Origin of the sequence: Sorangium sp. So ce693, from assembly GCF_051521375.1 — a bacterium.
In the GTDB taxonomy this organism is placed as follows: Bacteria; Myxococcota_A; Polyangia; order Polyangiales; family Polyangiaceae; genus Sorangium; species Sorangium atrum.
This window is the reverse complement of the sequence record NZ_CP150347.1, coordinates 11,264,716-11,287,176: the sequence shown is the minus strand read 5'-3', so window position 1 is coordinate 11,287,176 and position 22,461 is coordinate 11,264,716. Positions and strand designations below refer to the sequence as shown.

Genomic DNA, 22,461 nt, shown 5'->3' with positions numbered 1-22,461 from the left:
GACACTCCAGAAGTGCCTGCCGGAGCGCGCGGGCGGCCCGACCCGGACGCGCTCGCGCCGGCCGCGCCGCTGCCCATCGGGCTCATCAGGCGAGATGGGCTCTCGTCCGGCGCGTGTGTCGGCTCGCGTGGATGTGTGATGGCGCGACACGCCGAGCTAAGGTGATCACGATGGACCGGCGGCGATCGAGACTCTCCCTCTGGCGGACCGCGCGGGCGGCCGGGGCCGCCTCGCTCGCGCTTTTCGCGGGGGCGTGCGCCGAGCTCGACCAGGAGCCCGCGCGGTCGGTCTCGCTCTCGCTCGGGACGCACGCGAGCGACTGGCGGGAGGAGATCATCTATCAGGTGCTGATAGACCGCTTCGCCGACGGCGACGCGGGGAACAACACCCGGGTGTCCTCGGGGCCGGGCAGGTGGCACGGCGGCGACTGGAAGGGGCTCGAGGAGCGTCTGCCCTACCTCGAGGAGCTCGGCGTCACCGCGCTCTGGATCTCGCCGATCGTCAAGAACGTCGACACCGACGCGGGTGTCGACGGATACCACGGTTACTGGACGCAGGATTTCACGGAGCTGAGCCCCCATTTCGGCGACCTCGCGTCGCTGCGCCGGCTCGTCGCGTCGGCCCACGACCGCGGCATGAAGGTCATCGTCGACATCGTGACGAACCACGTCGGCCAGCTGTTCTATTACGACATCAACGAGAACGGGCAGCCCGACGCGGACGCCCACGGCAGCGGCGGGGACGGGCGCCTCCAGCTCGAGGCGGTGAACGAGTACGATCCGGAGTTCGACCCTCGCGGCGTCCAGGCGCGGACGCCGCTCGGCAAGTCCGGTCGGGCGCCGATCGTCTTCCGCCGCGAACCCGCGACCAACCACCTCCCGCCGCGGCCCGAGGTCTTCCAGAACCCCGAGGTGTACAACCGCAAGGGGCGCATCCTCGATTTCGAGGATCTCGACCAGCTCGTGCACGGCGATCTCCCGGGCGGCCTCAAGGACATCGACACCTCCCGCTGCGACGTGAAGCGGGCGATGGTCGACGTGTTCGTGCGCTGGGTCGAGCTCACCGACGTCGACGGGTTCCGCATCGACACGCTGAAGCACGTCGAGCACGAGTTCTGGCGCTATTTCACGCAGAACGTCCGGCTGCAGCTGGCCGCGATGGGCAAGACCCGTTTCTTCATGTTCGGCGAGGCCTTCGACGGCGAGGACGACCTCGTCGGCAGCTTCACGAGGCACGAGGTCCCGGCTCACCCGCACGACCAAGCGCTCGGCGGCGATCTCGTGCGCGAGAACGGCGGCGAGGCGGAGGGGGGCTGTCCGGGCGCCGCGCCAATCACGGGGGACTCGGTCGACTCCGTCCTGTATTTCCCCCAGCACTATCAGGTCTTTCGAGATGTTTTCCGGGACGCCCGGGCCACGCGGCGGATCGAGGAGCTCTGGGACGCGCGGGCGCTCAACTACGGCGCTGAGCCGAACGCGAACGGCATCGGTGTTCCGCCGCTGAAGGCGCTGGTCAATTTCATCGACAACCACGACGTCCCGCGCTTCCTCCATGTCGGCCCGGGCGCCTCGCCCTTCAAGGCCGATCCCGAGGCGGCGCTCAGGAATGCGCTCCTGTTCCTCTTCACCGAGGACGGCATCCCTTGCCTGTACTACGGCACGGAGCAGGGCTTCAGCGGCGGCGACGACCCGGCGAACCGCGAAGATCTCTGGGAGAGCGGCTATGACACGCAGCGCCCGCTCTTCCGGTGGGTCCAGCGGCTCGCGGCGCTGCGCAGGGGCTACAAGGCGCTCACCCTCGGCGAGCAGCGGGTGCGCTGGTCCACGGAGCGGACGGACGAGGAGGACGAGGACGCGGGGATCTTCGCGTTCGACCGGGGGGAGCCGGACGGCGACTATGCGCTCGTGGTGCTCAACACGCACCCCTGGAAGCAGAGCGCCACGAGCTTCCAGGGGGCGACGATGGCCACGGGCCTGACGCGGGGGACCGTGCTCGTCGACGTGCTCTCGGCCGAAAAAAAGACATATAGGGTGGGCGCGAACGGCGCTGTCACCGTCACGCTGCCTCCGGTGAGCGGGGCGCTGCTCATCCCGGAAGACCAGGTCATCCATGGTCTCTGATCCTCCCCGGCACTCCTACCTTCCAAGAGAGTCTCCAATATGGCGTCTGTCAAAGTGCGCGGACTCAACAAGCGATTCGGCCAGACCCACGTGCTGCGCGGCGTCTCGGTCGACGTGCCCGACGGATCGTTCGCCGTCCTCGTGGGCCCGAGCGGCTGCGGCAAGTCGACGCTGCTCAGGCTGCTCGCCGGGCTCGAGGAGGCGGACGACGGCACGATCGCGCTCGACGACCGCGACGTCACGCGGCTGGAGCCGCGCGATCGCGACATCGCGATGGTGTTCCAGTCGTACGCCCTCTACCCGCACCTCACGGTGCGCGAGAACCTCGCCTTCGGCCTGAAGCTCCGGAAGACGCCGCCGGCCGAGATCGAGGCGCGCGTGAAGGAGGCGTCGGAGATGCTCGGGCTCGGCCCGCTCCTCGAGCGGCACCCCCGGGCGCTCTCCGGCGGCCAGCGGCAGCGCGTGGCCATGGGCAGGGCCATCGTGCGGCGGGCGCAGCTCTTCCTGTTCGACGAGCCGCTCTCGAACCTCGACGCCGCGCTGCGCGCGCAGGTGCGGGTCGACATCCGCAAGCTCCACGATCGGCTCGGCGCGACGAGCGTCTACGTCACCCACGATCAGGTCGAGGCCATGACGCTCGCCGACGAGATCTTCGTGCTCAACAAGGGCGTCGTCGAGCAGTCGGGTCCGCCTCTCGAGGTCTTCGCCCGGCCTCGCACCCAGTTCGTGGCGAGCTTCCTCGGCAGCCCGGCCATGAACTTCGTCGACGCGCGCCTGGAGAGCCGCGGCGACAGGTGGGTCGCGGCCCAGGGCGACCTCGCCATCGACATCGACGCGGCCGACTTCCCGGGCGCGCTCTCGTCCGGGCGGCGCGTGACGGTCGGCGTGCGCCCGCACGACGTGGACGTCGCCCCGGGCGACGGCGGCACCCCGTTCGAGGTGGCGATCGTCGAGGCCCTCGGGGCCGAGTCGTATGCGCACGGCACCGTCGCGGGGGCGCCGTTCGTGGCGCGCCTCGACCCGGCGGCGCGCGTCGGCAAGGGGGACACCGTGCGCGTCGCGCTCCGCCAGGTGCACCTGTTCGACGCGGACTCCGGGCTGAGCCTGCGTGAAGCGTGAGGCGACCGTGCCGAGCCGTCGCTGTCGTTTCGCGTTCGCGCTCACGCTCGCTGCGCCCGCGCTGATCCTCCTCTTGCCCGCGCTCGCGGCCGCGGCGCCGATCCGGCTGTGGCACGCCTACCGCGACGACGAGGCCAGGGCGCTCGACGCCATCGTCGCGGCCTTCGAGGGCGAGGAGGTCGAGGTCCTCGCCGTCCCGTTCGACGCCTACGCCTCGAAGCTCCAGGCCGCGATCCCGATGGGGGAGGGGCCCGACCTGTTCATCGACGCCCACGAGCGGCTCGGCGACTTCCGCGCGCGCGACCTCGTCGCGCCCGTGGGCGACGCGCTCGAGCCGGGCGGCGAGGCCGTGTTCCAGGGGCCGGCGCTCGCCGCGGTCCGGCAGGGGGGCGAGATCCTCGGCCTGCCGATCAGCCAGAAATGCGTGGCGCTCTACATGAACACCGCGCTCGTGAAGGAGGCCCCGGCGACCCTCGAGGACATCGAGGCGCTGGCCGGCTCGCTCCCGCAGGGCGTCTATCCGCTCGCGTACGAGGCGGCGAACGCCTACGCGCACATGCCGATCCTCGCGGCGTTCGGCGGCGCGATGCTGGGCGAGGACGACGAGTTCGGCTTCGTCGGCCCGGGGCCCGAGCGCTCGCTCGAGCTCGTCCGTTCGCTGATCGCGCGGCGGATCGTCCCGGAGGACGCGAACGGCGCGCTGGTGACCGACCTGTTCAACGCGGGCCGCGCCGCGTTCGTGATCAGCGGGCCGTGGTTCGCGGGCGGCCTCCGGGAAGAGGCGAGGCGGCGCGCCCGCGTCGTCCCGCTCCCGGAGGTGCGCGAGACCGGCCTCCCGATGCGGCCGTTCTTGACCGTCGAGGCGGTGATGCTCTCTCCCCAGGGCGCGCGGCGCGCCGGGGCGCGGGCGCTCGCGCGCCACCTCGCCGGCGCCGCGGCTGCGGCCACGCGGCTCCGGGTGGCGCGGACGCCGCCGGTGCGGAGCGACGTGGCGATCCCGGCCGGCGACGCCTTCATCGCGGCGTTCACCGAGCAGGCCAAGGTGGCCATCCCGATGCCGACCTCGCCGGCGATGCGCTCGACCTGGGAGCCGTCCACGCGCGCGATCCGCAAGGTGCTCCGGGGCGACGCGCCCCCCGACGTCGCGCTCTCCGAGGCCAAGCGCCGCTTCGACGACGTCCGCCGGCCGCTCCCGCCCCCCGCCTCGCCGGCGCCGCTCCTCGCCGCGCTCGGCGCGCTCGCGCTGCTGCTCGCGCTCCGGTGGGTCCGCGCCTCGAGGCGCGCGGCGCCCGGCACCGCGCACTGGCGTTTGTTCCGGCGGTCCCTCAGACGCTCGATCGGACGCTCGATTCCAGCCTACAAGTACGTCGCGCACGCGGTCGTCGCGATCGGCGTGCTCGTCGTCGTCCCGCTCGTCATCGGCGCGGCGACGTCGCTCTTCGCCGGCAGGGGCGAGGGCCTCCGGTACGTCGGCCTCGCGAACTTCATCAGCATCCTCACGGCCCGCGGCGGGCCGCTCTTCGCGAGCGGCTCGTTCTACCTCGTGCTCGCGGTGACCGTGCTCTGGACCGCGGTGAACCTCTGCCTCCACGTCCTCCTCGGCGTCTCGCTCGCGCTGCTCCTGCACCGCCCGACCCTGCGCCTCCGGGCGCTCTACCGGGTGCTCCTCATCGTGCCCTGGGCCGTGCCGAGCTACGTGACCGCGCTGTCCTGGAAGGGCATGTTCCACCGGCAGTTCGGGGCCGTCACCGGCCTCATCGAGGCGGTGAACTCCGCGCTCGGGACGAGCATCGAGCCCATCTCCTGGTTCTCGAGCTTCACGACGGCGTTCACGGCCAACGTGACGACCAACGTCTGGCTCGGGTTCCCGTTCATGATGGTCGTCACGCTGGGCGCGCTCACCGCCGTTCCGGACGATGTGCTCGAGGCCGCCGAGGTCGACGGCGCAACGCGGTGGCAGCGTCTGCGGAAAATTACGCTGCCTCTGATCAGGCCGGTGCTCGCGCCCGCGGTGACGCTGGGCGCGATCTGGACGTTCAACATGTTCAACGTCGTGTTCCTGGTGTCCGGCGGCGACCCGGACGGCACCACCGACATCCTCGTCTCCGAGGCGTACCGGTGGGCGTTCACCCGCGAGGCCCAGTACGGCTACGCGGCGGCGTACTCGGTGCTCATCTTCCTGCTCTTGACGCTCGCGACGCGGGAGTGGCGCTTCCGGCGGCGGACGCCCGTGTCGGCCCTCCCGAAGGGCGGGGCCGAGGCGGGATCGGCGCCCGTTCCGGCGGCGGCGACGGAGGCCGCGTGACGCGGAGGCCCTCCCCGGTCGAGTCGATCGCGGTGCACGCCGCGCTGATCGCGGCGGTCGCTTTCGCGCTGTACCCGGTGCTCTGGGTCGCCTCGATCGCCTTCTCCGGGGCGCGCCCGCCGGTGCCGGAGGTGCTGCCCATCCCGAACCAGCCGACGTTCGAGCACCTCGTGGCGGTGGTCACGACGTCGAAGAAGGTCGGCGGCGAGCCGATCTGGCTCTTCCCCCGCCAGCTCGCCAACTCGATCGTCGTCGCGCTCGCGACGGCGGCGGTCGGCGTCTCCGTCGCGGTCCCGGCGGCGTACGCGCTCGCGCGCTTCCAGTTCCTCGGCAAGGACCGCGGCCTGCGCGCGCTGCTCGCGACGCAGATGTTCCCCACGGTGGCGAGCGCGATCCCGCTGTACCTCCTGCTCGACGCGCTCGGCCTGCTCAACTCGCGGACCGGGCTCGTGCTCTGCTACGCGTCGACGGCGGTGCCGTTCTCGATCTTCCAGCTCCGGGCGGCGTTCGAGGCCATCCCGGTCGACCTGGAGGAGGCGGCGATGGTCGACGGGGCGACGCGATTCCAGGCTTTCCTCCGGGTCGTGCTCCCGGCGGCCCGGCCGGCGATCGCCGTGACGGCGCTGTTCGCGATCATGACGGCGTACAACGAGTTCATCCTCGCGGCGACGCTGCTCGGCAAGGAGGAGATGTTCACGCTGCCGGTGGTGCTGCAGCGGTACATCGGCGAGTACGACGCGCAGTGGGAGCGGTTCGCGGCGGGGGCGCTCCTCGTGTCGCTGCCGGTCATGGCGGCGTTCTATGTGGTGCAGCGTCACCTGATCGCGGGGCTGACGACGGGCGGCGTGAAGGGGTGAGCGCGCCGCGGTGAGCGCGGCGGCGGGCGCCTCGGCCGCCGCGCACCGGCGGCGCGGGCCGTCAGCGCCGGGTCCGCCGGCGGCGCGACCCGCGCTGCCCGGCCTCGTGGTGCTCGGGGTCGAGCGGCGTCCCTCCTACTTGCCCGCTGTGCCCCGGCGTCGCCCGTCCATGGGACCCGACCCTCGCGGCCGTGGACGCCCGATCGCGACCCCGCTATCTCCATGAAGCCATGCCGAAGGCCGAGGATCCCCCGCCAGTCGCCGCGCCGGGGACCGCTCACGCGGACCCCCGCCCGTCGCTGGGCGGCGAGCCCCGCCCATCGCTGGGCGGCGAGCCCCGCCCATCGCTGGGCGGCGAGCCCCGCCCATCGCTGGGCGGCGACGCCGACGGCCGCGGCACGTTCCTGCCGCTCCCCTCCGCGCTGCAGCGGCGCCTCAGCCGGCCCTCCTGGGAGAGGTTCGTGCTCCCGCTGCTCGGCCCCGTGCTCGCGCTGATCGTCATCGGCGCCGTCGCCACGCTCGAGGTCGCGCTCGACTGGACCGTCCCGAACCCGCCCGCGATCCTCTCGATGATCATCGTCTTCGCGGCGTTCAGCGGCGGCCTCTGGAGCGGCATCGTCACCGCGCTCATCTCGTGCGTGTACTTCGCGCTCTACTTCTCCAAGGATGGCGTCCTGTTGTCGTACGAGGACGACAAGCTCCTCCGGGTCGTCGTCTACGCCGTCACCACCCCCGCCATGGCGGTGATGGCGAGCATCGCCAAGCGCCGCGCGGACGCCATGGGCGAGGCCTCGCTCGAGAACGAGCGCGAGCACTCCGCGAGCCTGCGCGCCCTGCTCATGCAGCGCCAGGCGGTCGAGGAGGAGCTCCAGCAGGCCAAGGAGGCCGCCGAGGCGGCGAGCCGCGCGAAGAGCGAGTTCCTCGCCAGCGTGAGCCACGAGATCCGCACCCCGATGAACGGCATCATCGGCATGACGTCGCTCGCGCTCCAGACCGAGCTCACCCAGGAGCAGCGCGAGTACCTCGAGATGGTCAAGATCTCGGCCGACGCGCTGCTCTCCATCATCAACGACGTCCTCGATTTCTCGAAGATCGAGGCCGGCAAGCTCGAGATGGAGCCCGTCGTCTTCGACCCGAGCGAGATCATCGGCGACGCCGTGAAGACGCTCGCGCTCCGCGCCCACGAGAAGCGGCTCGAGCTCGCCTACGACGTCGGCCCCGACGTGCCCGAGGCGCTCGTCGGCGATCCGCTGCGCCTGCGCCAGGTCCTCGTGAACCTCGTGAGCAACGCGGTCAAGTTCACCGACGCCGGCGAGGTCGTCGTCCGCGCCGAGGTCGACTCGCGCGCGCCCCTCACACCGCAGGAGGAGGCCAGCGCCGACAGCCAGGGCACGCCGAGCCTCTACGCGGGCGAGGCGCTCGGCGACGCCGTGGTGCTCCGCGTGAGCGTCATCGACACGGGCATCGGGATCGCCCCGGACAAGCAGCGGCTCGTCTTCGACGCGTTCGCCCAGGCGGACGGCTCGACCACCCGCAAGTACGGCGGCACGGGGCTCGGCCTCACGATCTGCGCCCGCCTCGTCGACATGATGGGCGGCAAGATCTGGATCGAGAGCGAGCTCGGCAAGGGCAGCACGTTCCACTTCACCCTCCAGCTCCGGGCGCTCGAGGGCGCCGCCCGGTCGCGCCGCCTGGAGATCCCGAAGGACCTCCTCGGCACGAAGGTCCTCATCGCGGACGACAACGCGACCGCGCGGCGCATCCTCGCGGACACCATCGAGGGCTGGGGGATGAAGGCGGTCCCCGTCGACTCGGGGGCGGCGGCGATCGCCGCGCTCTCGGAGGACTCGGGCGTGTGGGCGCTGCCCTGGGGCAAGCCGGGGGGCAACGCGGTCGGGCCGAGCAGCTCGTTCGGCCTCGCCATCGTCGACGCCCGCATGCCGAAGGTCGACGGCTTCGCCGTGGTCGAGCACTGCCGGAAGCGCGAGATCTTGAAGGGGCGCGTCCTCATGCTGCTCAGCTCGACGTCCGCGCAGGCGGACGTCGCGCGCTGCCGCGATCTCGGCGTCTTCGGCATGGTCACGAAGCCCGTGAAGACGTCCCACCTCCAGGAGGCCGTGTTCCACGCCTTCGGCATCCCGACGCGGACCTCGCTCCGGTCGGCCGACCCGCGCCGCGCCGCGTCCGGGATGCGCGCGCGCGGCCTGCGCGTGCTCGTCGCCGAGGACAACGCGATCAACCAGAAGCTGATGCGCCGCTGGCTCGAGCGGCAGGGCCACCACGTGCACATCGTCGAGAACGGCCGCCTCGCCGTCGAGAAGATCGCGGGCGGGCAGTACGACGTGGCCCTGCTCGACGTGGAGATGCCCGAGATGGACGGCCTCCAGGTCGCGCGGGTCGTCCGCGCCCGCGAGCGGCGCGAGGGCGGGCACATGCCGCTCATCGTCGTGACCGCCTACGCGATGAAGGGCGATCGCGAGCGCTGCCTCCGGGCCGGCTTCGACGGCTACGTGTCGAAGCCGGTGCAGGTCGAGGAGCTCTACGACATGCTCGACCGGTTCGCCGCCGGGCCCGCCGCCCTGGAGATCGAGGACCCGGCGCGCATGTCGCTCGGCGCCCCGAGCTCGTACGCGTCGGTGCCCTCGTCGACGTTCGACAGCGGGCCGCCGAGCACCCGGGCGGAGGAGCGGCTGCAGCCCTCGCCCTCCTCGATCGCGGCCCGGCCGATGTTCGATCGCACCAAGGCGCTGGAGCGGACGGGCGGCGACGCCGACCTCCTGCGCGAGCTCGCCGAGGTCTTCCTGGAGGAGTGCCCGCGCTGGATGGGCGACATCGACGACGCGGTGGCCGCCGGCGACGCCCGCAAGCTCCAGCGGGCCGCGCACAGCCTGAAGGGCGGGGTCGACAGCTTCGGCGCGCGGGGCGCGTTCGAGGCCTCCTTCGCGCTGGAGAAGATGGCGCGCGCGAACGAGCTCGGCAGCCTGGCCGAGGCGCAGTTCGCGCTGCGGGCGCAGATCGAGCGCCTGCTGCCCGAGCTCGCCGCGTTCGTGCGCGAGGGCGCGCCGGCGGACCCGGCGCCGCCGGTGCAGGGCGAGCGGCGCTCTGATAGCGAGGTGACGCGATGGTGAGGGTGCTCGTGGTGGACGACTCCCCGATGGATCGGCGCCTCTCCGGGAGCTTGCTCAAGAAGCGCGCCGGGATGGAGCCCGTGTACGCCGAGAACGGCGTCGAGGCGCTCGAGACGATCGCCAGGTTGATGCCCGAGATCGTGCTGACCGATCTCCAGATGCCCGAGATGGACGGCCTGGAGCTGGTCGAGGCGATCCGCCGCGAGCACCCGTACCTCCCGGTGATCCTGATGACGGCGCACGGCAGCGAGGAGATCGCGGTGCAGGCGCTGCGGCGCGGCGCCGCGAGCTACGTCGCGAAGCGGAACCTCGCGGCGGAGCTCGTGAACACGGTCGAGAACGTCCTCGCGGTGGCGCGGCTCGATCGGCGGGAACAGCAGCTCCTCTCGTGCCTGACGGCGACCGAGTCCCACTTCGAGCTCGACAACGACGTGGCGAAGGTCCCCGCGCTGGTGGGCCACGTCGAGCAGAGCCTCGGCCGGATGCGGCTGTGCGACGAGACGGGTCGGATCCAGGTCGCGGTGGCGCTGCGCGAGGCGCTCGTGAACGCCATCGTGCACGGCAACCTCGAGGTCAGCTCGAAGCTGCTCGACGAGCAGCCGAGCGCCTTCTCCGCGCTCGTCGAGCGACGCCGGACGGAGAGCCCCTTCCGGGATCGGCGCGTGGTCGTCGTGGCGCGGGAGACGCGCACCGAGGCGACGTACGTGGTGCGCGACGAGGGACCCGGCTTCGACCCGCGCAACCTGCCGGATCCGACCGACCTCGCCAACCTGGACAAGCCGAGCGGCCGCGGCCTGATGCTGATCCGCACGTTCATGGACGAGGTGCGGCACAACGAGAAGGGCAACGAGATCCGCATGGTGATGCGGTGTCGCTCGCCGGGGGCCAGCGGCGAGCCGGGCGAGGACGGCGGCTGACGCCGTCGCGACGCGACCTGCTATCCTCGGCGCTAGCGCGCGCAGCCGTGGGACGGGGGAGCAGGGAGAGCGAGGTGATGGTTCAGGGTAGCCGGGGCAGTGAAGTCGAGTCGCCGGGGCAGCGGGGCGGCGGATCTGACGGCTCGGTCCAGGGAGATGGTGCTGCCGGACAGCGAGCCACGGGAGGAGACGCCGGCGGCTCGACGCGCGTCGCGAATCGCCTCGCGGAGCCGCCCCTCGGCGGAACAGGCGTCGATGAAACACCACGTGGGATGACCGTCGGCGTCATCACCCCCTATCTGGACGGCTCCTTCTGGAACCCGGTCCTGACGGGCATCCACGAGGCAGCGCAGCAGCACGGTTGTCGGACGCTGGTGATGCGCGGCACGCCCGCATCGCTCCAGGCCCCTTCGCTCGCCAGAGAGCAGGTGGATGGATGGATCGTCGTGATCGGGGTGGACGGCATCGAGCAGCTCGCCGGCGAGCGGGTCCCGCGCGTCGTCGTCGGCACCCATGTCCACAAGGGCGACTGCCCGTCGGTGATCCCGGACAACCACAGCGGGATCCGGAGCGCGGTGCGCCACCTGATCGGCCACGGTCACCGGCGCATCGCGTTCGTCGGCTGCTTCCATGAGTCCGATGTACGCGAGCGCTTCGACGCCTACAGAGCGACGCTCGACGAGGCGGGGATACCGTTCGATCCAGAGCTGGTCATCCGGACCGACGACAACTGGTATCCCGGCGGCGAGAAGGCCGCCCCGCAGCTCATCGCGCGGCGGCACGCGTGCACGGCGGCGATCTTCGGGACGGACAAGAACGCGCTCGGGATGATGCCGTTGCTGAAGGCGGCGGGCGTCCGTATCCCCGAAGACATGGCGATCGTCGGTTTCGACGATGTGCCGGAGGCGCAGACGGCCGACCCGCCGCTGACCACCGTGCGCCAGCGGTTCGAGATGCTGGGGAGCGCCGCGTGTGATCTCGTCGTCTCGATGGTCGCCGGCGAGGCCGCCCCGCCCGATCTCGTGCTCACGCCGAACACCTTGATCCAGCGGATCTCGTGCGGATGCGACGTGCTCCAGAGCTACCTCGACGAGGACGCGGCGCCGGCGGAGGGCGCCGGCGGCGACCTGGACCGACGGATGGTCGAGCTGCTCCTCGCGCCCCAGCGCCTCGCGCAGGAGACGTCGGCTGCCGCCGTATGGCCGGGGGTCGGCCTGGTGCTCGAGGCGTATGAAGCGGCGATCCAGGGCGCCGCGCTCCCTCCGGCGAAGGCGCTGGAGCGCGCCTACCACGAGGCCGTCGGCATCTCGTCCGATATGGGCACCTTGATGGCGATCGTCCGCGTGCTCCGTCGGGCCCACGAGCGGCGCCGCGAGCGGCTGGGCGGAGATGCGGCGTCCGCGCAGCGGGTGGAGGCGTTCCTGGACAGCGCGCACCTCTCGATCGCTCGGGCTCGGCTCAGCGTCGAGGCCGAGTTCGTGGCGCAGCTCGGGATGCTCGTGAGGTCGAATCACGACGTGGGCCTCGCGCTGTTCAGCGGCTCGCAGGAAGAATCCCTCTCGCTCTCATGGCTTGCAAAGACCAAAGCGGGCTGGGCGTGCCTTGCGCTCCGGGAGGACGCGTCCACGCTCGTCGTCGCCGGCGCCTACAGCCGTGATGGCGGCGCGACGCCCCCGATCGGCAGCCGCTATCGGCAGGAGGCGTTCCCGCCTGCGGATCTGCTGCCGCCCTCGGTCGCGAGCGGCGCGCTCATGATGATCCTCCTGCCGATCCGCACCGCCCGGCGCGACTGGGGGGTCCTGGCGCTCATGGGGTCGACCCTCCGCGAGCTGACCGGCGACGAGGGCACGCTCGGGGTCTGGGCGTCTCTGCTCGCCGCGGCCCTCGAGCGCAACGAGCTCGTCGAGTCGCTCTCGGCCAAGAACGCGGAGCTGCAGACCGCCTACGCGAGCGAGCGGGCGCTCTCGGACACGGTGCGCGAGCTCGGCTGCCCGCTCATCCCGCTCCTGCCCGGCGTGCTGCTCGTGCCGCTGATCGGCGCCATCGACCGCGACCGCGCCCTCCAGGTGCTGACGGCCGTCGTCGAGGGCGTGGGCCGGCACGACGCGCGCTTCGTGCTGCTCGACATCACCGGCGTGCCGGCGGTGGACGTCCAGGTCGCCCACGCGCTGGGCCAGACGAGCCGCGCGGTCGCCCTGCTCGGTGCGCGCGTCGTCCTTGTCGGCGTGCGCCCCGAGCTCGCCAGGAGCCTCGTGGACGTGGAGCTCGGCGATCTGTCCACGTACTCGTCCCTTGCGGCCGCCCTTCACGAGCTGACGGCGAGGGGCCGCCGCCCTGCCGGCGCGAGGCGCCGCGCGGCGCGCTTCGCCTGATGGCCGTGGCCGGAGGCGGCCTGGGGAGGACCGATGCTGAACATCTCGGACACGGATGGAGGAAACAGGCGATGAGCACCGGTGGACTCTCCAGGGCGCGGCTCGGCCGCATGCGCGACGTCATGAGCGGCCACGTCGAGCGCGGCGACGTGCCGGGGCTCGTCACGCTGATCAGCCGGCGGGGCGAGGTGCACGTCGACGCCATGGGCGTGAAGGCGGTCGGCGGCAGCGACCCGATGCGGCGCGACACGATCTTCCGCATCACGTCGATGACCAAGCCGGTCACCGCCGTGGCCGCGATGATCCTGGTCGAGGAGTGCAAGCTGCGGCTCGACGAGCCGGTGGATCGCCTGCTCCCCGAGCTCTCGGGCCGCAAGGTCCTGAAGCGGATCGACGGGCCGCTCGACGAGACCGTGCCCGCGAACCGGCCGATCACCGTGCGCGATCTGCTGACCTTCCGCATGGGGTTCGGCATGATCATGGGGCCGCCGGACGGCACCCCTATCCAGCGGGCCGTGCGCGAGCTGCAACTCGCGTGTCTCGGGCCGCCGAAGCCGTCGACGGCGCATGCGCCCGATGCGTGGCTCCGCCTTCTCGGGGAGCTGCCGCTGATGCACCAGCCGGGCGAGCGGTGGATGTACAACACCGGGTCCCACGTGCTGGGCGTGCTGATCGCGCGCGCCGCGGGCCAGCCGCTGGAAGCGTTCTTCCGCGAGCGCATCTTCGAGCCGCTCGGCATGAAGGACACCGGCTTCAGCGTACCGGAGGACAAGCTCGATCGGTTCGCGACGAGCTACTGGGCCAACGCCGAGACGGGGGCGCTCGACTTGCACGATGGAGTCGCCGACGGCCAGTGGAGCCGCCCGCCCGTGTTCCCGGACGGCGCCGCGGGGCTCGTCTCGACGGCCGACGACTACCTCGCCTTCGGTCAGATGCTGCTGAACAAGGGCAAACACGGGCGCGAGCGCGTCCTGTCGCGACCCTCGGTCGAGGTGATGACGAGCGACCAGCTGACGCCCGAGCAGAAGGCGGTATCCGGGTTCTTCCCTGGCTACTGGGACAGCCGCGGCTGGGGGTTTGGCGTATCCATCGTCACCCGGCGCGATGACGTGACGGCGAGCCCCGGCCGGTACGGCTGGGATGGGGGTTACGGCACATCCTGGAGCTCGGATCCCAGCGAGGGCCTAATCGGGATCCTGATGACCCAGCGCGCTGGATTTCCCCTCTTCTCGGGGGTCTATCTCGACTTCTGGACCTCGGTCTACCAGGCGATCGACGACTGACGCGCTGTCCTCGCCGGACGCGGCCGCGCGGCGGGGCATCGAGCCTGTCACCGTCGCGGTGATCCGTTGGTGCCGTCAGGGTTCCACCTCAAACAACGAGGTGCGCGCCCCGGCCGCGCGGACCCAGCGCTCATAGACACGAGTACACGGCCTCGATCAGCGCCGGCCACCGCGGGTCGCCGCCCTCGCCGCTCGCGATGGTCTGGTTCGGTGTGTAGCCGAACCCGAGCCCCGCGTCGGGGTCGGCGAAGCCGAGCGCCCCGCCCGCGCCAGGGTGGCCGAAGGTCCGCGGACCGCGCCCGAAGGGGCGCAGCGCGCTCGGCAGCATGAACCCGAGCGAGAACCGGCTCTCCGCGAGGAGGACGGCGTCGAGCCCGGCCGACCGCTCCGCCAGCGCGGCCTCGACCGCCTCCGGCGACAGCACGCGCGCGGTGCCGGCGAGGGCACCGCCGTTCGCGAGCGCGCCGTACATCCGCGCGAGCGCGCGCGCGTTCGCGTGGCCGTTCAGCGCCGGGATCTCCGCGCGCCGGGCGCGGACGGTGTTGACGAGCCCCGGCGACACGAGGTCGCGCGGCCTGGTGAAGGCCATCGAGGTGAGCGACGCCGGGTCGCGGAAGCTCGCGCCGAACGCGCCGCCCAGGCCCTTCGCGCTCGCGATGGTCGGCGGCACCTCGGCGATCCGCCCGTCGTGCTCGGCGCCGGTGCCGATGTGGAGGTCCAGGCCGAGCGGGCCCGCGACGGCCTCGCGGAGGAACGCGCCCACGCGCTGGCCGCTCGCGCGCCGGATCACCTCGCCCACGAGGAAGCCGAACGTCACGGCGTGGTAGCCGTGCCGGGCGCCCGGCTCCCAGAACGGCTCCTCCGCGGCGAGGGCGGCGGTCATGGCCTGCCAGTCGTAGAGCGCGCCCTCCTTCGGCTCGGCGCGCAGCGCCGGCAGGCCGGCGCTGTGATCGAGCAGCTGGGACACGAGGACGCGCCCCTTGCCGGCCGCGCCGAACTCCGGCCAGGAAGCGGCGACCGGCGCATCCACGTCGAGCGCGCGCTTCTCTGCGAGCGCGTGGGCGCACAGCGCCACGGCGCCCTTCGTCGCCGAGAAGACGTTCACGATCGTGTCGCCGCGCCAGGGCGCGGTCCTCGCCGCGTCCCGGAAGCCGGCCCAGAGGTCGACGACCACGCGGCCGCGCACCGCGGCGCACACGGCGGCCCCGAGCTCGGGAAACCGCTCGAAATTCGAGGCGAACGCCGCGCGCACGGGCGCAAACGCCGGATCGCAGGAGCCATGGATCGCGAGGTGCATCGCTCGTCCCTTCGTCCCTTCCTCGGGGCAGCGCGGCCCGGGCGCGCGCTGGCGAGCCGCCCGGCCCTTCGAGCCCGACCCCGATGATACGCAACCTATGTTGCGCAACCTTGGTTGATGAATAGGCTCGCCGCCCGCGGTCGTCAACGTCATTTGCGCAACCTCGGTTGCGGGTTACACGCTCCCGGCGTGAAGCCTCCGCGCCCGGACGAGGACCTGGTGCTGCTGTTCGCCGCCATCGCGGCCGCGAACAGCGACGAGGTGATGCGCCGCGTGGAGCGGGCCGGCCACGGCGATCTCCGGCCGAGCCATGGCTACGTGTTCCAGCACCTCATCCCGGGGCCGGTGAAGGTGAGGGAGCTCGCGGAGCGGCTCGGCATCACGGCGCAGGGCGCCTCGAAGGCGGTGGCGGAGCTGGAGGAGCTCGGCTACGTGCGCCGGCGCGTCGCCGAGGACGACCAGCGCAACCGGCTCGTGGAGCTCACCGACCGCGGGTGGGCGGCGGTCGAGGCGGGGCGCGCCGCGCGCGCCGCGGTGAACAGGCGGCTCCGCGCGCTGCTCGGCGAGGAGCAGGCCGGCGCGCTGCTCGCGTCGCTCCAGCGCGTCGCCGAGCGCACGGGGGGGCTCGAGCTCCTGTCCTCGCGCCGGCTCCGCCACCCGTAGCGCGCCCCGGGTCCGACCCGGCGGCTGCGCGGCCGAAGCGGCGACCGAGGCGTAGAAGCGCAGCGCGCGTCTCAGTCGCCCGGCGCGGCAGGCGCGAGGAGCGAGGTGTCGACGCGCAGCACGCGGGCCGTGAAGGGCCCCACGCGTGACGCCTGCGTGCGCATGGCCACGGTGAGCTCCGTGCCGAACGCGGAGACGTCGACGAGCGGGTGGCGCCGGTACACATCGCTGAAATGGCTCTCGCCTGCGATCGCGGGGAGCGGCAGCGTCACAGCGACCTCGGGCGCCCCTCCGGCGGCAGGCACGCGCACGAGGCGCAGCTCGCCGCGGCTTTCGTCCGCCGCGATGTTGCCGACGCACGTCGGCAGATCGGTGTTTTGCACCTCGTAGGCGATCGTCCAGTCGATGTGGCTTATCAGGAATGCGATCCACACGTCTCCGTCGCTCGTGCGCGCGGCCGAGAAGGCCGACCATTCGAGCCCGGAGGTCACCTCGTGGCAGTCGGCCGGGCAGCCCTCCGACGCGGGGTCGCCGAAGCCGCGCTGGCAGCTGTACGTCGGCGTCGCTGTGCCGGGGATCGCCACCTCGTCGACGCCGTCGTCCTCGCCGGCGCTCTCCAGCCGCAGCCCGTCGGGGTGCTGCACGACCGCCGCGAAGCGCGGAATCGTCGCTTGACCAGGGGGCTGCGGCGGCGGGACGGGTTCGTAACGGAGCGGCGAGCTCGCGGAGACCGGAGCGCCGATGCTGCGCTCCGTGGTGCCGTCGAGCACCTCGAGCTGCCAGCTATCGGAGCGCGCCTGGACCATACCGAACGCCAGCGGCGCGTCGTCGGGCGCGAGGGCGAAGCGGGTCCAGCCGCTGTCGACCGGCCGGCTCGCCGGCGCGACGTCCCAGGCGCCGCCGGAGGTGCGCGTCGCGTGCGCGATGCTCTCCGGCGCGTCCGTGAGGATCCAGATGTGCGGCTCGCCCTGGGAGTCCACCGCGACATCGAGGACTGGCACGTATTTGTCGTCGCGATCGAACACCATCTGCTTCTCGGCCGCGCCGCCTGCGAGCGGCAGGAACACGACACCGCCGGGATAGCCGTCACCGCTGCCCTCCGTCTCGTCCACCGCGGCATACGCCGTCCCGTCCGGCGAGAGCGCCACGCTCACGCTATTGCTCTGCACGTCGAAGTCGCGTTGGGTCGCTCCATCGCCGTCGAGCTCGAACAGCCGCGTCGGGGCGTTGCTGCTCGTCACGAGGTACGTCGCGCCCGTCGCCGGCACGGCCCGCACCCCGCCCGCTGCAAAGTCGAAGTCGGTGCACGTCACCTCCACGTCGAGCGTGATCGCGCAAGGCGCGTCCGCGGAACAGGCATCACCGTGGTCGCCCCGCTGCGAATCACACGTCGCCGGGCCGCCGCCGGCGCCGCCTTGACCGTCGGCGCCGCCCTGACCGCCGGCGCCGCCTTGACCGCCGGCGCCGCCTTCACCCCCGGCGCCGCCGGCCCCTCCCGTGCCAGCTGGCACGCTGGTATCTCCCTGGCACCCGAGCGTCAGCGACAGGCCGGCGAGCATGCCGGCCCCGAGGATTCGAACGGTGAGCAACTGCAATTCTCTGCGCATGAGCGCTCGCCTCCCTGCGATGCGCTCTCATTCAGCACCAAACGTGCCAGTCGAGCTCTCCGGCAAAAGCCGCCCTCACGCTCGATGGCTTGTGCCGATCTGTGTCGGAATGCTCGTGGTGTTCGCTGCTCCCGCTGCAGGCGCTGGCCCGACGACCACGCGCCTGCCGCGGGCTCGGAGCGCCTCAGAGGTTCATCCCGCCTGACGCCTCGATGCGCTGGCCGTTGATCCACTGGCCCTCGGGCGAGAGGAGCGCGGCGACCGCGCCGCCGATGTCATCCGGGAGGCCGACCCGGCCGAGGGCGGTCTGGGCGGCGATCATCTTGTTCAGCTCGGCGTTGTCGCGCACGACGCCGCCCCCGAAGTCGGTCTCGATCGCGCCGGGCGCCAGCGTGTTCACCGCGATCTTCCGCGGCCCGAGCTCCTTCGCCAGGTAGCGGGTCAGCACCTCCACGCCGCCCTTCATCGCGGCGTAGGCGGAGTAGCCGGGGAAGCTGAACCGCGTGAGCCCCGACGAGACGTTGAGGATCCGCCCGCCGTCCGCGATCAGCGGAAGGAGCTTCTGTATGAGGAAGAACGTCCCCTTCAAGTGGACGTTCATGAGGGCGTCGAACTGCTCTTCGGTCGTCTCGGCGAAGCTCGCGTGGCCGCCCATGCCGGCGTTGTTCACCAGGTAATCGAAGCGATCGCGCCCGAAGCGACCGGCGAGCTCCGCCTTCACTGCGGCGGCGAACGCGTCGAACCCGCGGGTGCTCCCCAGATCGAGCGCGATGGCCGCCGCCTTGCTCCCCTTGGCCTCGATCTGCTTCACCACATCTGCCGCCTCGGCCGCGCCGCCGCGGTAGGTGATGATGACGTCCACGCCGCGATCCGCGAGGTGGAGCGCCATGCTCTTTCCCAGCCCGCGGCTTCCGCCGGTGATGAGGGCGACGGGGCTACGCTTGGATGTGCTCATGGTCGGGTCCTTTCGATGGCGACGCGGCTGCTCGCCGCTGTCCGTGGCGGCTGCTCGCCGCCGTCTGTGCGTGTGAATAGCGATCCGATCCCGGTTGCGGAAGGCCCGAGGCTCCGACAGACTGTTTCGTCAATCGAAACAATGACCGTCGACGTCGGATCGCTGAAGATCTTCGTGAAGGTGGCGGAGCTTGGCAGCTTCACGCGCGCTGGCGAGCACCTCGGCATGCCCAAGGCGCGCGTGTCGCTGCGGCTGAAGGCCCTGGAGGCCGAGCTCGGCACCCGGCTCCTCCAGCGGTCGACGCGCGTCGTGCGCCTCACGCCGGACGGAGAGGAGCTCCTTCCGCGGGCGCGGCGCCTCGCGCTCGAGGCCGACGAGCTCGGCGCGATGTTCCAGGCCGCGCGGGGCCTGCGCGGGCGGGTGCGGATCGATCTGCCGGTGAACTTCGCGCGCGACGTCATCATCCCGCGCTTGCCCGAGCTGCTCGCGCGCCACCCCGAGCTCGAGGTGCTCCTCAGCACGACCGATCGGCGCGTCGAGCCGCTCCGCGAGGGCTTCGACTGCGTCCTGCGCATCGGCGCCCCGGGGGGCGACGGGCTCGTCGGCCGCAGGCTCGGCGTCCTGCGCATGATGAACTGCGCGAGCCCGTCCTATCTGCGCCAGTACGGCACGCCTCGCCGGATCGAGGATCTCGATCGGCACCTCCTCGTGCATTACTCGACGACGCTCGGCGCCGAAGCGCCGTCGTTCGAGTACCCCCACGACGGCGGCTACCGCGAGTGGCCGATGCGCAGCGCGGTGACGGTCAACAGCGCTGACGCCTATTTCGCCGCGTGCGTGGCTGGTCTCGGCATCATCCAGGCGCCGCGGGCGGGGAAGCTCGCCAGCATCACCGCGGGCGAGCTCGTCGAGGTCTTGCCCTCCCTCACCTGCGCGCCGATGCCCGTCTCGCTCCTCCACACGCACGGTCGAAGCGTGCCGCGCCGCGTGCGCGCCGTGATGAGCTGGCTCACCGAGGTGCTCTCTCCTCACCTCGAGGCGCTCGACCGCTGATCCACGCGCTTCCCATGTGGTTTTCGGGTGATGGGGTACTCTGGCCGAAGGTAGGGGCTTTTGAGCCGCCAAGACGCCAAGAGACGCCAAGAGAGATATAAAAATCTTGGCGTCTTATGGCGTCTTGGCGGTTCCATCATTCCGGCAGGGTGGGGTAAGTACTCCACCACGGAGGGCTCACGCCGCGCGCCCCGGCGCGATCCGCAGCAGATCGAACTCCGCCACGAAGCCCTCGCCCAGCGGGCTGCAAGCGTAAAGGCCGCACTCCACCTCGCGCGCGCCGTCGTCCTCGTGAAGGTGGGCCATGCGGATCTGCGTCCACGCCGCGCCGTCGCCCGAGCTGTCGACGAGGTAATCCGGCCCCTCCCGCCGGACGCGCAGCCAGATCTCGCGGCGATCCGAGGGAAACGGCTGGGTCGACCAGTCGCTGTAGCCCGCGTTCGTCACCACCGCGCCGAGCCGGCTCGGGCCGTCCGGCTCGAACTCGACCGACGTCTTCAGCCAGCACGACTCCGCGATCCGCACCATGAGCCCTGCCTGATCGTACTGGTGCGCCGGCCGGAACCGCACATGGCAGGTCATCACGAAGTCGCCGCCGGCGCGGGTGAAGAGGAAAGGCCCGTTGTCGTTGCGAAAGCCGTAGTGCGTCCGCTGCCAGTAGTCCGTCTTCGCGGCGGGCTCGACGACGAGCACGCTCCGCTCCGGCTCCACCGCCCAGCGCGCCGGCGGGTTGCGCCACGTGAGCCGTGGATCGATTCCAGGGTTGGTAAAGCCCTCTTCCAGAAGCTGTCCTGTCATGACGCAGACCTCCGAGCGCCGCACGGCGCGCGGTCCGCCCGCGCGCGGGCGAGGGTCGGGAGGCTACCACGGAGCGCGCCGCGGTCGGGTGGGCCCCGCTGCGATCCAGCCGCGCCCCGCTGCGATCGGCGGCGCCGCTCACGCCGAGGGCTCGCGCGGGCCGAGCACCGCGTCGTAGAGCTGGTCGAGATCGAAGGGTTTTGCGAGGAACCGCGCGAGCCCGAGGCCTCGGGCCAGCTCCGAGACGTCCACCGCCGCGCTCACGAGCACCACGCGCACCGCCGGATCGACCCGCGCGCGGATCGCCCTCGCGCAATCGCGGGGAGAGAGCCCTGGCATGAAGTAGTCGCACAGCACCGCCCGCAGCCCGTCGCGCTCGCGCTCGAGGAGCGGGAGCGCCTCGACGCAGTCGGCGACCTGGAGGCACTGGAGCCCCCACCCGTTCAGGCTGATGGCGACGAGCTCCCGGAAATCGGGGTCATCGTCGATGACCAGCACGCGGTTTCGCACCATGTTCCCTCTGCCCGCTAGCGCCTCAGTTCCAGCGAAAAGACCATGAGGTCATCGGGCCTCCGCTCGATCCAGAACCTCGCGCCGTGGAGCCGGGCGATCCCCTGGACGAGGTGGAGGCCGATGCCCGTGTTGCGCGGCTCGTCGCGCTGCCGCTCGAAGCCGACGACGGCGAAGGGCTCCAGCAGCTTTTCGAGGTCCTCCGGGAGATCCTTCCCGCCCCGGACCTCGACCGTGACGAGCACGCGCGCGGCGGAGCCGGCGTCGATCGTGACGAGCACCGGATCGCGCTCCAGCGCGACGGACACGGCCTGGACGAGCAGGCTCCAGAGCGCCTGCTCGACGAGCTCTGGATCGCCCAGGATGTGCGCGTCTCCCCGGGGCACCAGGCGAATGCTGTGATCCCTGGCCACGAGCTCGAACTCTCCGATCACGCGGCGGGCGAGCTCGTCGACGTCGATCGCCTCGGGCTTGAAGGGGAGCTCGCCTCCGGAGATGCGCGCCGACCACAGGAGATCCTGGACCAGGCGGCCGAGGCGCGTCGCCTGGCGATCGATGATCGTGAGGGCGCGCTCGCGGATGGCGGTGTCGTCCCGGTGGGCGAGCGCGACCTGCGAGAACCCCTTCATGGTGGTGAGCGGCGTCTTCAGCTCGTGCGCGGCGACGGCGAGGAACCGGTCGCGATCCTTGTCGCGCTCGGCGATCGCCTTGAAGCTCGTGTTCAGCGTGTGGCCGAGCACGGCGAGCTCGTCGTCCCCGCAGTCCCCGAGCGGCTCGTAGACGCCGAGCTCGCGAAAGCGCTGGACGGCGGTCACCATCCGGTGGATGCGCGGCGCGATCGCGCGGCGCACCGCGAGGCCGAAGAGCGACGCCGCCGTGACGCCCCCGAGGCCGACGGCCATGAAGACGAGGAGGATGCGCCGCCGGATGCGGTCGAAAGCGTCGTAAGCGACCTCCATGTAGCGCAGGTTGATCTTGTGCAGCTTGACGAGGGCGTCGCCGAGGTGCTCCACGTCGGCGCGCCGCAAGTGCGGCGCGGCAGGCGTCGGACCCGCGAGCCCGGTCGTGCGCTCGAGGTGCATCACGACAGCGGCGACGGTATCCGCCGCCTCGCGCTCTTCCTCCAAAAGCATGAGCTCCCCGGCCCGAGCGAGCGCACCGCGGAGGTGGACGGCGTCCGGTAGGGTCGAGGTCGCCGTCAACCAGTCGCGCTGGTACCGATCGATGAAGAAGCGGAGCCGCATCATGGGCTCCCGGACCTCCAGCGAGACGTCCGATGACGGGCGCGCGAGCAGGGCATAGAGAGCGTTCGATGACTCGATGCCGTTGCTGATGACGACGAACGGCTGGAAGACGTAGTGACGCAGGTAGGCTGTCTCGGTGGCCAGCCGCCTGAGCGCGACAATGGACATCGTGACGCCCAGGGCGGCCAGGACCAGCTGACTCAACACGAGCAAGGAAAGACGCCTTCCTATGG

The 22,461-nt window shown here is 71.8% G+C and carries 16 protein-coding genes; 10 read left to right on the top strand and 6 right to left on the bottom strand.

Translation table 11 applies throughout. The features are described from left to right. Positions 1-170 precede the first annotated feature (170 nt). The 8 genes from WMF14_RS42105 (at position 171) to WMF14_RS42070 (ending at position 14,101) form a co-directional block, all read left to right on the top strand. A complete protein-coding gene (locus tag WMF14_RS42105) occupies positions 171-2,120 on the top strand; it encodes an alpha-amylase family glycosyl hydrolase (protein WP_437796020.1) in 1,950 nt (649 codons plus the stop codon). A gap of 39 nt (positions 2,121-2,159) precedes the next feature. Continuing rightward, positions 2,160-3,239, top strand: a complete 1,080-nt coding sequence (locus tag WMF14_RS42100; protein ID WP_437796017.1) for an ABC transporter ATP-binding protein — start codon at positions 2,160-2,162, stop codon at positions 3,237-3,239. Further along, positions 3,229-5,544, top strand: a complete 2,316-nt coding sequence (locus tag WMF14_RS42095) for an extracellular solute-binding protein (RefSeq protein ID WP_437796014.1) — start codon at positions 3,229-3,231, stop codon at positions 5,542-5,544. Before WMF14_RS42100 ends, WMF14_RS42095 begins: the two co-directional genes overlap by 11 nt. Next, positions 5,541-6,401: a sugar ABC transporter permease gene (locus WMF14_RS42090; RefSeq protein WP_272102277.1), complete on the top strand. Its 861-nt coding sequence runs from the start codon at positions 5,541-5,543 to the stop codon at positions 6,399-6,401. The genes WMF14_RS42095 and WMF14_RS42090 overlap by 4 nt, the downstream gene beginning before the upstream one ends. A gap of 230 nt (positions 6,402-6,631) precedes the next feature. Continuing rightward, complete coding sequence (locus tag WMF14_RS42085) at positions 6,632-9,529, top strand: response regulator (protein ID WP_437796011.1); 2,898 nt, start codon at positions 6,632-6,634, stop codon at positions 9,527-9,529. Next, positions 9,523-10,446, top strand: a complete 924-nt coding sequence (locus WMF14_RS42080) for a response regulator (protein WP_437796008.1) — start codon at positions 9,523-9,525, stop codon at positions 10,444-10,446. The genes WMF14_RS42085 and WMF14_RS42080 overlap by 7 nt, the downstream gene beginning before the upstream one ends. 77 nt (positions 10,447-10,523) lie before the next feature. Next, a complete protein-coding gene (locus WMF14_RS42075) occupies positions 10,524-12,818 on the top strand; it encodes a substrate-binding domain-containing protein (RefSeq protein WP_437796005.1) in 2,295 nt (764 codons plus the stop codon). Between the two features lie 71 nt (positions 12,819-12,889). Further along, the gene (locus tag WMF14_RS42070; protein ID WP_437796002.1) at positions 12,890-14,101 is read left to right on the top strand and encodes a serine hydrolase domain-containing protein; all 1,212 of its coding nucleotides are present in this window, start codon (positions 12,890-12,892) and stop codon (positions 14,099-14,101) included. A 130-nt stretch (positions 14,102-14,231) separates the two neighbouring features. Here WMF14_RS42070 and WMF14_RS42065 read toward each other — a convergent pair whose 3' ends face one another. Beyond that, positions 14,232-15,398: a serine hydrolase domain-containing protein gene (locus tag WMF14_RS42065; RefSeq protein ID WP_437795999.1), complete on the bottom strand. Its 1,167-nt coding sequence runs from the start codon at positions 15,396-15,398 to the stop codon at positions 14,232-14,234. A gap of 189 nt (positions 15,399-15,587) precedes the next feature. Between WMF14_RS42065 and WMF14_RS42060 the strand changes: the two genes are divergently transcribed. Further along, positions 15,588-16,061, top strand: a complete 474-nt coding sequence (locus WMF14_RS42060; protein WP_437795997.1) for a MarR family winged helix-turn-helix transcriptional regulator — start codon at positions 15,588-15,590, stop codon at positions 16,059-16,061. Positions 16,062-16,132: 71 nt separating this feature from the next. Here the strand turns inward: WMF14_RS42060 and WMF14_RS42055 are convergent, their stop codons facing one another. Then, positions 16,133-17,650, bottom strand: coding sequence for a hypothetical protein (locus tag WMF14_RS42055; protein WP_437795994.1), 1,518 nt, complete (start codon positions 17,648-17,650; stop codon positions 16,133-16,135). A gap of 202 nt (positions 17,651-17,852) precedes the next feature. Continuing rightward, positions 17,853-18,623 carry an SDR family NAD(P)-dependent oxidoreductase gene (locus WMF14_RS42050; RefSeq protein WP_437795992.1) on the bottom strand — a complete coding sequence of 257 codons (771 nt, stop codon included), beginning with the start codon at positions 18,621-18,623 and terminating at the stop codon, positions 17,853-17,855. Positions 18,624-18,764: 141 nt separating this feature from the next. On the opposite strand from WMF14_RS42050, the gene WMF14_RS42045 reads away from it, so the two are divergent. Continuing rightward, positions 18,765-19,676: a LysR family transcriptional regulator gene (locus WMF14_RS42045; protein WP_437795989.1), complete on the top strand. Its 912-nt coding sequence runs from the start codon at positions 18,765-18,767 to the stop codon at positions 19,674-19,676. A gap of 177 nt (positions 19,677-19,853) precedes the next feature. Here the strand turns inward: WMF14_RS42045 and WMF14_RS42040 are convergent, their stop codons facing one another. The 3 genes from WMF14_RS42040 to WMF14_RS42030 form a co-directional block, all read right to left on the bottom strand. After that, a complete protein-coding gene (locus WMF14_RS42040) occupies positions 19,854-20,474 on the bottom strand; it encodes a DUF1349 domain-containing protein (RefSeq protein ID WP_437795987.1) in 621 nt (206 codons plus the stop codon). 138 nt (positions 20,475-20,612) lie between these two features. Beyond that, positions 20,613-20,987, bottom strand: a complete 375-nt coding sequence (locus WMF14_RS42035; RefSeq protein ID WP_437795984.1) for a response regulator — start codon at positions 20,985-20,987, stop codon at positions 20,613-20,615. Positions 20,988-21,001: 14 nt separating this feature from the next. Continuing rightward, a complete protein-coding gene (locus tag WMF14_RS42030; RefSeq protein ID WP_437804395.1) occupies positions 21,002-22,435 on the bottom strand; it encodes a sensor histidine kinase in 1,434 nt (477 codons plus the stop codon). Positions 22,436-22,461 lie beyond the last annotated feature (26 nt).

Bases quoted from the DNA above. Each gene is read 5' to 3' on its own strand.
- WMF14_RS42105 (WP_437796020.1), top strand. From the start codon at position 171: ATGGACCGGCGGCGATCGAGACTCTCCCTCTGGCGGACCGCGCGGGCG.
- WMF14_RS42085 (WP_437796011.1), top strand. From the start codon at position 6,632: ATGCCGAAGGCCGAGGATCCCCCGCCAGTCGCCGCGCCGGGGACCGCT.
- WMF14_RS42080 (WP_437796008.1), top strand. From the start codon at position 9,523: ATGGTGAGGGTGCTCGTGGTGGACGACTCCCCGATGGATCGGCGCCTC.
- WMF14_RS42075 (WP_437796005.1), top strand. From the start codon at position 10,524: ATGGTTCAGGGTAGCCGGGGCAGTGAAGTCGAGTCGCCGGGGCAGCGG.
- WMF14_RS42040 (WP_437795987.1), bottom strand. From the start codon at position 20,474: ATGACAGGACAGCTTCTGGAAGAGGGCTTTACCAACCCTGGAATCGAT.
- WMF14_RS42050 (WP_437795992.1), bottom strand. From the start codon at position 18,623: ATGAGCACATCCAAGCGTAGCCCCGTCGCCCTCATCACCGGCGGAAGC.
- WMF14_RS42035 (WP_437795984.1), bottom strand. From the start codon at position 20,987: ATGGTGCGAAACCGCGTGCTGGTCATCGACGATGACCCCGATTTCCGG.
- WMF14_RS42065 (WP_437795999.1), bottom strand. From the start codon at position 15,398: ATGCACCTCGCGATCCATGGCTCCTGCGATCCGGCGTTTGCGCCCGTG.
- WMF14_RS42045 (WP_437795989.1), top strand. From the start codon at position 18,765: ATGACCGTCGACGTCGGATCGCTGAAGATCTTCGTGAAGGTGGCGGAG.
- WMF14_RS42070 (WP_437796002.1), top strand. From the start codon at position 12,890: ATGAGCACCGGTGGACTCTCCAGGGCGCGGCTCGGCCGCATGCGCGAC.
- WMF14_RS42100 (WP_437796017.1), top strand. From the start codon at position 2,160: ATGGCGTCTGTCAAAGTGCGCGGACTCAACAAGCGATTCGGCCAGACC.